Here is a 12181-nt window from a genome sequence, read left to right on the forward strand (position 1 = left end):
GGACACCGGACCGTCGATCGCTGTCTCATGTCGCCAAGAGAGGCTCCAAGCGCATCACCTTCATCGCTTGGTGCACGGTAGCCTCACCGGTTCTCCGGCTAGACGAGCCCTACGGCGTCGGGAGAAACGGCGTTTGCGAGGTTGTCTCAGCTCTCCCGACGCCGTAGGGCTCGTCTAGCCGAAGAGAACCAAGAACAGGCTACCTTGCGGAGAGTGACTGGCGGTTCCTCCAGAGCGGCGCGACGCCGCTCCTACGCTCGAGGCGTGGAGGCTGGTGCGTTCAGAACCTCTCCTGGCAACACGAACAATCTCTTTTTCTTGACCTCCTTTCCTCTCTCATGCTGACGACGCGTCGGCGTCCACGAACCCGGAGGACGTCAATGCATCCAGTCTCTTGAAATACGCGTCGCGCGCTTCGCCGTCCGTGTCAAACCAAATGCGTTGGTGTCGAGGCGCTTCGGCGCGCGCCCCCCACGAGAGGTGTACTACGCGGTCGTCCAGGGAGACACGGTAGACGACCTCCGCGCCCGAGGCCTCGCGGCGCACGTACGTGCGCGTCTCGGCGCGGATGAGCGACCGCCCCTCGGCCGTCTGGCGCAGGGCGTCCCGCTCGGCGCGCTCGCGGGCGTAGGCGACGCGGAGCGCGATCATGTGCTCGCACGGACCTTCGCGGAGGCCGCTCCTGCGGAACGTGGGGCAGCTGCACCACGCGTCGGAGACGCGGCCCTCGAGATCCATCGTGAACCGCGGCGCGAAGTCGCGGTGCGCCTCCCGGTCCGCGACCTCTCCGTGGATCTCGGTGCCCTCGCCGGCGATCTCGTGCACCTTGGTCGGCCTCACCGCGCCGGGCGCGCCGAGCAGGCGGTGGGCCGCGGCCTCGCGGGGCGAGCTGTAGCGGATGTCGCGCTCGTCCACCGGATCGGCGAACAGCTCGCGCGGGCGGTAGACGCGGCGCGCGACGTCGTAGAGCACCCGGCCGCGCAGGCACTCGAGCTGGAGCGCCGCGCGGGCCTCCTCGGCGCCGCCGCCGGCCGCGAGCGACGCGAGCGGGAGCGGCCCGCGCTCGCGGAGGAGGGCGAGCTGCCTGCCCGCGAGCGCGTCGAGCGCCGCGCGCGCCTTGTCGCCGCCTTTCCCCTCGCGAGGCATCAGGGCGTCGAACGAGGCGGCGCTGGCCCAGCTGCTGTCGGTCCAGCCCGTGAGCGCGATCGTCAGCGTCGCGCGGCCCAGATCGAGCACCCAGAAGACCGGCAGCCCGGGGCCACGGAGCTCGGCGCGCACGCGTTGCACGTGCGGCAGGAGCCGCGACAGCGCGAGCAGCCGCTGCCGGCCGAAGGTCCGGACCACGCGCGGCGGGCCCTCGTACGGAGGGCCGTGGCCCTCGATCAAGATCTCCCAGGGCTCCAGGATGAGGCGCGGCGGCTTGCCGGGGACGAGCTCGAAGCGCAGGCCGCGAGGCGGCTTCTTCGCCTTGCGCGTGCGGAGCACGAACAGCGCGTTGTAGAGATCGATCGGCGCGAGCTCGCAGGAGACCGCGGGCAGCGTCGCCGCCGACTGCACCTGCAAAAAGCCGCGGAGCCAGGTCGTCGGGACCTCGATCGAGCGCTCGATCGGCGTGGCGCGCGTGGCGCGCGTGGCGCGCGTCGCCTCGGCGTCTCCGCGCGCCGCGCCGGCGTCGAGCTCCACCTTGGCGTAGGCGCGCAGGCGATCGATCTGCTCGACGATGCGCGGCGAGAGATCGACGAAGGCGGTGCCGTGGGCGGCCTCGCGGCCATCGAAGAGGTCGCTGGAGAAGGCGAGCCGGGCGTAGGCGCTCTCGTCGCGCGAGAAGACCTCGATCGAGACCTCGTCCGGGTGCACGGTGAGCACGGGATCGAGCGCGCCGGAGGCCCTCGGCTTCGCGGCGGAGCCGTCGCCCTGGGTCGCCGCGTCGTCGGGGAAGGCGCCCTCCAGGAACGCCTTCTGCGCCTCCCAGATGGCCGCCGTCGCCTTCTTGCCCTGCTTCATCAGGTAGGCGAGGTACGCGGTCCGATCCCGGCCCTTGTACCGGAGATCGCTCTCCAGGATGGTCGCGAGCGCGACCATCGCGTCGCGGAAGAGCGCCGCGTCGCGGACGGTGCCGCGCACGCCGACCGGGCCGCGGGCGCCGTCGAGGGAGAGGCGCACGCTCGAGTGGAGCGGGGCGGCGGCGAGCTCGCTCGGCGCGGCGTACCGGAGGAGGATCGGGCGGGCGAGTGCGGCCGTCATGCGTTGACTCCTTCGGGGGTCTCGGGCTCTCTGGACGAGCGCGCGGCCGCGAGCCGCGCCGCGCGGGGATCCGCCGCCTTGCGCTTCGCGCGGCGGTACGCTCGGTACGCGGCCTTGCGGACGGCGATCTCGGCCTTCTCCTTGGCCTTCTCCTTGTCGAAGGCGAGCGCGGCCAGCGCCTCGAGCGCGCGCTCGCCGCCGGCGCGGCCGAGCGCCGCGATGGCGTCGAGGCGCGCGGAGGCGTCGCCGCCGCTGCCTCGGGCGAGGGAGATCAGCGGGGCGAGCGCGGCGGCGTCGTGGCGCGCGAGGATCGACGGCAGCGCGAGGCGCCGGCCCGGCTCGGTCGCGGCGAGCGCGCCGAGCGCCTCGGGCGAGGCGACGCGCGCGGTCGGCCCGAAGGCGACCGGGTCGAACGGCCTCACCGCAACGGCGATCGCGGCCGAGCCGTCCGGCGCGAGCGCGGCGAGCGCGGCCGACGCCGAGCCCCGGACGCCGGCGTCCATGTCCTCGAGGGCCGCCGTGAGCGCCTCGACAGCGCCCGCGGGCGGCGCGGCCCCTGCGGACCTCGCGGCCGACTCGAGCGCGCCGAGGGCGCGCACGGCCTCGCGGCGGACCTCGCCGGGGGCGCTGTCGTTCGAGAGGAGCGCGCGCAGCGCGGGCGCCATCGCGGTCGCGCCGGCGCGCCCCGCGGCCCAGAGCAGCTCTCGCCAGGCAGCGGCCTCGGCGCTGCGCTCGTCGCCGTGCGCGGCCGACCAGCGCTCCGCGGTGCGCTGCGCCGCGGCGGCGAGCGCGCCCGCGAGGGCCCCGCGATCGCCGGCCACGGTGCCGGCGGCGATGAGCCGCGCGGCCTCCTGCCGCGCCGGGGCGCGCTCGTCCTCGAGCATGCGCAGGAGCGCGGCCACCGGCAGCGCGCCGCGGCGGAGCAGGCCCATGGCGAGGCGCTGCCGCAGGTCCTCGTCCTTGAGCGCGGCGAGCCGGGGCAAGAGCTCGGCCGGGTCGGCCTCCGCGGCGAGGTAGCTCGCCGCCGGGCCCGCGATGTCGTCGTACTCGCTCCCGACCGCGAGGAGCTCGACGCGCGTCCGCTCGCCAGGGAAGAGCTTCTCCAGCGCCTTGCGCGCGTTCTTGCGGACCTCGCCGCTCCGCGCGTCGAGCGCGCGGGCGAGCGCGGGCTCGGCCGCGCCGTCGCCGAGCAGGCCGAGCTCGTTCACCGCGACGACGCGGAGCCTTTCAGGCGTGTCGCCGGCGCGCACGAGCTCCTCGAGCAGCACGCGGGCGCGCTCGCCGCCGATCCAGCGCACGCCCTTCGCCGCCGACTCGCGGAGATCGATGGAGTCCGCGTGGAGCGCCTGCTCGACGCGCTCCGAGGCGCGCTTGCGGAGCTCGGCGCTCCCGAGCTTCGGGGCGATGCGGCCGAGCGCCTCCGTGGCGGCGGCCTGCATGCTCGGTTCGATCGGCGCCTCTTTGGTTCCGCCGGCGGCCACCGCCTCGAGCTCTTCCAGCGCGCGGGCGTCGCCGAGCGTGCCGAGCGCGAGCAGCGCGCGCTCCCGCTCCCCGGGCTCGCCCGCGCGCACGACGAGGAGGAGCGGCCGGAGCGCCGACGCGAGTCCCCGCTCGGCCACCCCCTCCGCGGCGGGCAGCACGAGCTCGCGCGCGCCCGCGCGCAGCACGGCCTCGAGCGGCCCGGAGGGCGCGCGCTGCTGTCGATCGCCCTTGACGCGCTTCGCGTAGGACGTCACGGCCGCGACGCGCGTGGGGAGATCGCGATCCGCGAAGAGCGCGACAAGGAGGTCGTTCTGCGCGGGATCGTCGCCGAGATCGAGCTCGCGCGCCGCGGCGAGGCGGAGCGCCGGGTCCTTCGCGCGTGTGGCGGCGGCGAGGAACGCGAGCGCGAGCGCCGTCTCGCGCTTCTCGCGCTCGCGCCCCTTGTCGACGATCTCGAGGCACGCCTTGAGCGCGGCGCTCCGGACCTCGGCCGCCTCGTCGTCGAAGCGCGCCGCGAGCGGGCCGGTGGCCGCGGGGTTCCGCGTGCTCCCGAGCGCGCCCGCCAGCGCGGCGCGGTCCGCCGGCGTGGCGGCCTCATCCATGCGCGCCGCGAGCGCCCGCACCGCCGCGTCACTCGCGAGCGCGACGAGCGCCTTGCGGGCGCGCGCCGCCGGCGCGGCCGCGCCCTCGCGCAGGAACGCCGAGAGCACGTCGACCGCGCGATCGTCGCGGCTGCGGGCGAGGAGCTCCGCGGCGCGCAGGCGCAGGTCGTCGTGATCGCTCTCCATCGCGCGGCACAGGGCGGGCACGATGCGCGGATCGCTCGACGACGCGAGGCGCTCGAGCACGCCGAGGCGGAGGTCGGCGTGCTCGCTGCCGAGCGCCGCGAGGAGCGGGTCGAGGCTGCCCTTCGGAGAGAGCCGCTCCAGGAGCTCGAAGGCGTAGCGGCGCACGTCGGGCAGCGCGGAGCTCAGCGCGCGCACGATCTCGGGGCGGGCGTCGCCGCCCCGCGCGGCGATCTCGTCGAGCGCGGTCCGCGCCACGTCGGCCGACGCCGAGGCGAGCCCGAGCGCGAGCGGCTCGCCCGCCCCCGCCGGGAAGAGCGCCTTGAGCCCCGCGAACGCCGCCTTGCGCACGAGGTGGTGCGGGTCGTCGAGCGCCCGGACGAGCGGCGGGACCGCCGCCGTGCTGCTGACGTGCCCCTTGGCGCAGACGTCGACGATGCGATCGATGGCGTCGCGGCGCGTGCGGTGCGCCTCGTCGTCGCCCGCCGAGACCTGCCGGAGCAGGCCCATGTACGCGCCGAACGCGAGCCAGCGCAGCCGCCGCTGCTCGCCCTCCGGGACCGCGTCGCCGGCCGGCCTGTCGCTCTCCTTCTGGCCGCTCTGGCCGCTCTGCCCGCTCGGCTCGGGCTGCGCGAAGAGGCGGCGGAGCCACCCCTTCGCGGGCTTCGTGTCGCTCTCCTCCGCGGCGCGCGGGGTCGTGTCCGCCACGACGTGGGCGCCCGCGGGGCGCAGCGCGGCCACGCGCTTCGCCTCGCGGAAGTACTCGACCGGCTTGCGCCGGATGCGGAGCACCTGCGCGGCCGCGTAGCGCTGCTGCGGGTCGTCGCTGGCGAGCGCCTCGGCCAGGCCGACCAGGATGCGCCCGCGCGCGACCTCGGGCGGCCAGTCCTTCATGCCGGCGGGCTTCTCGCCGTCGGCCGCGCGGCCCTGCTCCGCCGTGTCGGGGCGCGGGGGCATCAGCGCCTCGATGAGGTGGGCGAGGTACAGCTCCGGATCGGTGCGGAGCTCCAGCGCGCGCGCCGCGGCGAAGCGCACGTCGGAGCGCTGCGACGAGAGCGCGCTCGTCAGGAGATCCGGCGGGTCGCCGCGGCGGAAGGCCCTGAGGTCGCGCGCGAGCACGATCGCGAAGACGATCTCCTGGACCTCGCGAGAGCTGTCCTCGAGGCCCTGCAGCATGCCGCCGTAGCCCTCGGGCCCGAGCGCCGCGAACGACATGATCGTCGCGACGCGGATGGGCGGGTGCTCGTGGCGCAGCGTGCCCGTGAGCACCGGCAGCGCCCGCACGTCGCCGAGCCGCGCGAGCCCGTCGGCGGCCCACGACCGCACCGCGACGTCGGCGTGGCCCATGGCGTCGAGCAGGTAACCCTCCTCGCCGCGGCGGGCGGCCATCGCGAGCCCGCGCGCGGCCTGCTCGCGCACGTCGGGGTACTCGTCCTTGAGCAGCTCGGTGGCGAAGTACTTGACGAGGCGCGGCGATCCCAGCGTCGCCAGCGCGGTCGCGGCGCGGGCGCGCAGCGGGCCGAGGACCTGGATCGGCACCTGCGCGGAGGGGACCGCGAACGCGGATCCCCGACCCGCGTTCAAGAGGGATTGATCGGCGAGGAGCGCCCGCATCGGGTTGATCAGCTGCTCGTCGCGCCGGACGGCGCAGAGCTCGGCCGCCCGCACCCGGAGGTCGAGGTGGCTCGACTGGAGGCCGATGTGGAGCGGCCCCGCCTCGCCCGGCAGGAGCCTGTCGAGCGCCTCGATCGCGGCGATGCGCGGCCCCGCGTGCTCGTCCTCGAGCAGCTTGCTCAGGGCGCTGCGCGCGGCCTCGCCCACCGGCACGCGCGTGGCGAGCAGCCGGAGCAGGGCGTTGCGCGCGTCGTCGCCCGCCGGCAGGTGCGCGGCCCCGCGCGCGCCGCTCTCCCGGACCGAGGGGTGGATCGACGCCATCGCGGCGAGATGCGGCTCCGCGGCCTCCTTGCCGCGCAGCTTGACGACGGCGTCGTACGCGGCCTGGGCCACGCCCGCGTCGCGGTCGCCGATGGCCGCGTGCAGCCGCTCCGCGGCCCACGGCTGCTCGCCGTGCGCCTTGAGCTCCTCGACGGCGCGCAGGCGCAGGTCGGGGAAGCGCGCGAGCTGGGCGCGGTCGAGCGCCGTCTGCGGATCCGAGGCGTGCCACGACCAGAGCGTCCGGAACGCCTCGCGGCGGACCTTGGGCGACTCGTCCTCGATCGCGTCGGCGAGCAGCGCCTCGGCCTCGGGCGACCTCGGTCCCTTGCCCTCGCCGGCGAGGGCCACGAGCCGGTCGAGCCCGCGGACGCGGATGTCCTCCTGCGACGAGCGGAGCGACGCCTCGGCGACGGTGAGCGGGGCCGACGGCTGGAGCCGCGCGTAGGCGTCGTGCGCCGCGGCGCGCACCGCGCCGTCCGCGTCGTCGAGCATCCAGATGAGGCGCTTCTCGGCGCGGGTGTCCCGGAGCTCGGCGAGCGCGGTCGCCGCCTGCCGTCGCAGCGACGGGTCCTGCTCGCGCGTGAGCTGCAGCAGCGCGCCGAGGGCGCGCGTGTCGCCGAGCTGCGCGAGGCCGCGCGCCCCACGCACCGCCGTGTCCGGCGTGCGGCACGCCATCGCGGTGAGCAGCGGCTCCAGGTCGGCCTCGGCGGGCTCGGCCCCCGGGCTGCCCACGCCGGGGATCCGGGCGCGCGCCGCCTTGATGGCCGCTTCGTCGGCCGCCTTCGCGGCGTCCTTCGCCCCATCCTTCGCGTTCGCCGCGGGCTTCTCCGCGCCGCCTGCGCCGGCGCCGGCGCGCCGCAGGACCTCCGCCGCGCGCCGCGCGATGTCGATCGCCGCGCGACCGAGATCCTCGTCGCGCGCCTCGAGCGCGTGGGCGAGCGCGCGCCGCTCGATCACCTTGGCCGCGAACGCGCTGCGGCGCACCTCGGCGTCCTCGTCGTCGAGCGCGCGCGCCGCGATCGGCGCGAACTCCGGCGCCGAGAGCCAGCCGGCGAGCGCGGCACGGATGAGCGCCTCGACCCGGAGGTCGGCCGGGCCGCGCTCGAAGGCGGTGCGGAGCGGCTGCGGGCCGTCCGGGTAGATCTGCTGGAGCTGGTCGAGCGCCGTGAGCCGCACCGACGCGTCGCGGCCGGCGAGCTTCTCGGCGATGAGCCCCGGGACGAGCGGCGAGCTGCCGTAGAGCTTCCCGAGCTCGAGGAGCGCCCGGCGCTGGACGTCCGCGGCGCGGGCGTCGAGCGCCGCCCGGAGCGGGGCGAGCGGCGTGTCGCGCTCGATCGCGCGGAGCGCCTCGAGCGCGGCCATGCGGACGTTCGGGCTCTCGTCGTCGAGCGCCTCGCGCAGCTTCGCGCGCGCGCCGCGGCGCCCCTTCGCGCCGAGCTCGCGGGCGGCGAGCGCGCGCACCTCGGCGTCGCGATCCGAGCGGAGCACGGGAAGCGCGGCCTCGAGCGCCTCGGGCTCGTCCAGCGAGGCGAGCGTCTTGACGGCGCTCTCGCGCGCCGGCCGCGCGCCCGAGAGCGCCTGGGCGAGGACATCGAAGCCGTGCGTGAGCTCGGCGGTGCCGTCCGCGGGCGCGCCGGCGGCGTCGATCGGGAAGCGCCATACCGTGCGCCGGTCCCCCGCGGCGAAGACGGCGCCGAGCCCGTCCTTCGCGTCCGCGCCGCCGCGGCCCGCCTGCCCGCGCGCCCCTTTGCGCGCGGCGGCCGGCGCGAGCGCGAGCGCGTGCAGCGCCAGCGCGCTCGTCTCCAGCGTGCGCGGCTTGCGCTTGTCCTCGAGCCGGTGGATGCGGATCGCGCCGTCCGCGCCTGCGGACAGCAGGCGGTCGCCGCTCTCCTTGCCGTCTTCCTGCGGCGGCGGGGCGGGCAGGCACAGGAGCGCGCGGACGCCGCCCGCGTGGCCGCTCCCGTCCGCGCCGCGCACCTCGCACTCGACGTCGCCGACGAGGTACCAGAGGCGCACGGTGCCGTCGTCGCCGCCCGACGCGAGCCGCCCGTCGCGCGGCGTGAACGCGAGCGCCGTGACCGGCCCGTCGTGGCCCGGCATGGCGCGGACGGCGCCCGTCGACAGCGTGACCACGCGGACGACGCCGTCGTCGCCCGCCGCCGCGCAGAGCTCGCCCGCGGGATCGAAGGCGACGGCGCGGAGCGGCGCCGCCGAGAGCGCGAACGACGCGATCTCGACCGCGGCGCCGGGCGGCGGGGCAGGGGAGCCGGCGGCCTCGCCGACGCGGAACACCCGCAGCGCGCCGTCGACCCCCACGGTCGCGAGGCGCGCGCCGGCGTTCTGCCACACGCCCGCGGCGATCGCCGTTGCGCCGCCCGGGTGCGCGTCGATCGCCCGCACGTCGGCCCCGCCGCCCGCGAGGAGGCGCAGCGCCCCGTCGGAGCACGCCGCCGCGAGCAGGTCGCCCGCGAAGGCGAGGCCCAGCACGTGCGCGGGCACGTCGATCGAGCGCACCGGCTTGTTCGCCACGTGATCGAACAGCGTCACCTGGCTCGCGCTCGCGGGGGACGGCGTGGTCTGCGTCTCGCGCGTCCCGCGCGGCTCGCCCGGCGCCGGCGCGCGCACGCCGCCGACGGCGAGGAGCCGCGGGCCGATCGCGAGCGCGCGGACCTTCTCGTAATGGCCGATAGCGTGGCTCATGCGGTCTCCTGTCCGACGCCGGGGAGCGCCCGGCCTTCGCCGGCCGCTCGTCCGACGCCGGGGAGCGCCCGGCCTTCGCCGGCCGCTTCGAGGCCTTCGATCTCGAGCCCCGGGTGCGCGTGCCTGAGCCGCAGGAGCGCCGCCAGGCACGCCTGCCACTCGCCCTTCGCGATCGACCCGGTGAACTCGGCGATGACGGGGGCGACGAGCGCCGCGAACGCCGCGTCCTCGACCGCGAGATCGCGCACGACCTCGATCACGTGCCGCTTGGCCTCGCTCGCCGAGAGGCGCCTGCGCGAGCCCGCGTCGTCGCCCGGCTCCGGCGACCGCCCCGCGGGGATCCCGGACAGCACGTACCGCAGGAAGCGCCGGAGCGCCTCGACGTCCGCGAACCGCCCGGCGTCCTCGGGCAGCTCCGCCGCGGGGCGCGCCTCGTCTCCGCGCGCCGCGCGCGGCTTCCAGCCCGGCGGCAGATGGCGCGGCCGGTGCTTCTCCCAGAGCATCCGCACGGCGAAGAGGCGCACCTCGCGGTCGGCGCTCTGCATCAGCCAGCCGAGGCGCTCCGGGCCGCCGAGCCGCGCGTAGTGCTTCAGGATGAGCGACAGGCCGAGCTCGCGCGCGCTCTTCTTCAGGCTCTCCGTGAGCGCGAAGACCTGCGCCGGATCGAGCTCCTCCGGCGTGAGCGCGATCGCCGGATCGGCCGACGGATCGCCGACCTTGCGGAGCGCGTCGAAGGCGATGTTGCGCACCTCCTTCGCGTCGCTGTGCGCGAGCTCGTAGACGCGGGTCTGGTAGCCCCACGCCCGGAGCTCGGCGCGCGTGATGAGCGCGGCGAAGCGCCGGACATCGTCCCGCTTGTCGGAGAGCGCGGGCCAGATGCGCTCCGCGGTGAACGCGCCTCGCTTGAGCGCCGGCTTCAGCTCGAGCTCCTTGGCCTCGCCCTGCTCGGGCCCGAGCACCGGGTGGTGGCAGCGCAGGTACGTCTGCGCGAACGCCCGCATCGGCTCGGGCTCCTTCTCGCCGAGCGCGAGCGCGAACAGCCTCGCCGTGCCCGCCTCGCGGTCGCCGCGGCCGCTCGCGTCCTGCCCCGCATCGAAGTCCTGCGGCTTCATGTGCGAGAGGAGGTAGCGGCGCGCGAAGCCGTTCAGCGTCGGATCGGCGCGCCGCGCGAGCGCGAGCAGCCAGGGCAGCGTGAGCTGCCGCGGCGACACGATCTTCGGGTTACCGAGCACCTCCAGCGCGACAGCGCGCGTCTCGGCGCTGAACACGAGCCCCTTCAGGCGCTCGACGCCCTCGGCCGTCAGGTCGGGCAGGGCGTCGGCCTTCTGGAGCCAGGTCGCGACCGTCGACCCGAGGCGCTTGCGCGTGAGCGCGCCGAGCAGCCACGGCGTCCCGATCGCCGCGATCGGGTGCTTGCCGAGCGCGTCGAGCGCGGACTTCGTCGCCTGGTAGTCGTCCTCGTGGCGCGGGTCGTCGAGCACGCGCACCCAGAAGCCGGCCCCCGGCTCGCCGGGCCGGTACTTGGCCTTGAAGTAGGCGGCGGCCCACTTCTTCTGCTCGGACTCGCCGTAGAGCATGTCGATGAGGAAGCCCTCGGGTAGCTCGGCGCGGTCGAAGCTCTCGCTCAGGGCCTTGCTGGCCCACGCCTCGGTCTCGCCGTGCGTGAGCAGCCGCCCCAGGAACGCGTGGCCGAGCGCGCGCGGGCTCTTGCCCTGGAGCGCCGACGCCGCGAAGGCGCGCGTGTCCTTGTGCTCGGAGTCGAGCAGCGCGGCGAGGCGCTCCGGGTCGAGGTCCGTCGCGTGCGCGCGGGCGTACTCGATCGCGAACGTGCGCGCCTTCGCGCTCGGGGAGGCGAGCAGCGCGAGCGCCGCGTCGTGCAGCCCGAGGCCGCGCAGCTTGCTCTGGTGGAGCTCCGGCGAGCCGAGCAGCGTCTCGATCAAAAACTCGTGCGCGCTCGCGAGCGGCCGGTACGCGAGGCGCGAGAGCCACGCGGGCGTGACGCTCCGCAGGGTGTCGGCGAAGTCCTTCTTGAGCCCCTGGATCGCGAACTTGGCCGGCGGATCGGCCTGGCAGGCCGAGAGCAGGAGCATCAGCGGATCGGGCGATCGCTTCCACGCGTCGTCGAAGGCGCGGTGCTTCACCATGTCGTTCGGCGGGACGTTGCCGTGGAACGAGCGCCCGTCGTACTTGCCCGTGCCGTGCGCCCAGATGTGGTTCGCGACCCAGAGGTCGCCGAAGCTCGTGCCCGGCGCGTAGTGGCGGAGGACCTCGACCGCGAACTGCGGGTAGAGCTCCGGCGTGCTCCGGCCGAGCTCGCGCAGGAAGCGCCACGCGCGGCGGCGCATGTAGATCAACGTCCCGCTGGAGACCTCGCGCCGCCGGCTGCGGGAGAGCTCGACGTCGAAGCGGAAGGCGAGCGCCCCGAAGAGCTCCGCGTCGAGCCGCGCCTCGGCCAGCTTGTAGATGCGCTTGAGCCCGCCCCACGCGCCGAAGACCAGCGGCGCGCTCGTGGCGATGTCGCGCAGCGCGCTGCGCCCTGCGTCCGTGCCCTCGTCGTAGATGCGCACGAGCAGGTCCGCGAGCTCGAGCCGCGGCGGCGGCGCGGCGTCGACCTGCGCGAGGAAGCGCTTCCACGCGTCGGTCGACTGCTCTCGCCGCTGCTCGGGGGAGCGCATGCCCTGCGCGCGCGAGAGCAGCTGCAGGAACGCCGCGAAGGTGAGCGCCCCCTCGCGCGGCGGCGTCTCCGGTTTTGGATCCGGCTGATCGAGGTACGCCTCGACGGCCTCGGCCAGGGTGGGTGAGCCGCTCGTGGCGAGCTGCTTGACGTTCGCGATGTCGATCGGGTTCGGTGAGCTCGTCAAGGCGCCCTCCCGCGGCGGGATGGCCTGGGAGAATCGCGAGCCCCGCGGTGCAGGTCAAGCCAGAGTCGAGCTGACGATGACGGAAGCGTCGTCGCTTCCCCGCGGTGTGCGCCTGTGGGTGGGGCGTGTTCGCCGATGCAGGGGTGCCGCGCGGCGCCCGGAGCGTTGCCTCGA

At 76.1% G+C, this 12181-nt stretch carries 3 protein-coding genes; all 3 read right to left on the reverse strand.

Annotated elements, in window-relative coordinates; genetic code table 11:
• Positions 1-336 precede the first annotated feature (336 nt).
• The 3 genes from WMF22_RS10480 to WMF22_RS10490 are packed head-to-tail and all read right to left on the reverse strand — an operon-like array spanning position 337 to position 12007.
• Positions 337-2244 carry an SWIM zinc finger family protein gene (locus tag WMF22_RS10480; protein ID WP_438035639.1) on the reverse strand — a complete coding sequence of 636 codons (1908 nt, stop codon included), beginning with the start codon at positions 2242-2244 and terminating at the stop codon, positions 337-339.
• Entirely contained in the window at positions 2241-9146 is a 6906-nt protein-coding gene (locus WMF22_RS10485; protein WP_438035640.1) for a HEAT repeat domain-containing protein, read from the reverse strand. The genes WMF22_RS10480 and WMF22_RS10485 overlap by 4 nt, the downstream gene beginning before the upstream one ends.
• Positions 9143-12007 (reverse strand): hypothetical protein, encoded by a 2865-nt coding sequence (locus tag WMF22_RS10490; protein ID WP_438035641.1) that lies wholly within the window; start codon positions 12005-12007, stop codon positions 9143-9145. Before WMF22_RS10490 ends, WMF22_RS10485 begins: the two co-directional genes overlap by 4 nt.
• Positions 12008-12181 lie beyond the last annotated feature (174 nt).

This window comes from Sorangium sp. So ce204, from assembly GCF_051526795.1.
Lineage (GTDB): Bacteria > Myxococcota_A > Polyangia > Polyangiales > Polyangiaceae > Sorangium > Sorangium cellulosum_B.

Excerpts from the sequence above, each read along its gene's own strand:
- WMF22_RS10480 (WP_438035639.1), bottom strand. The coding sequence starts at position 2,244 with ATGACGGCCGCACTCGCCCGCCCGATCCTCCTCCGGTACGCCGCGCCG.
- WMF22_RS10485 (WP_438035640.1), bottom strand. The coding sequence starts at position 9,146 with ATGAGCCACGCTATCGGCCATTACGAGAAGGTCCGCGCGCTCGCGATC.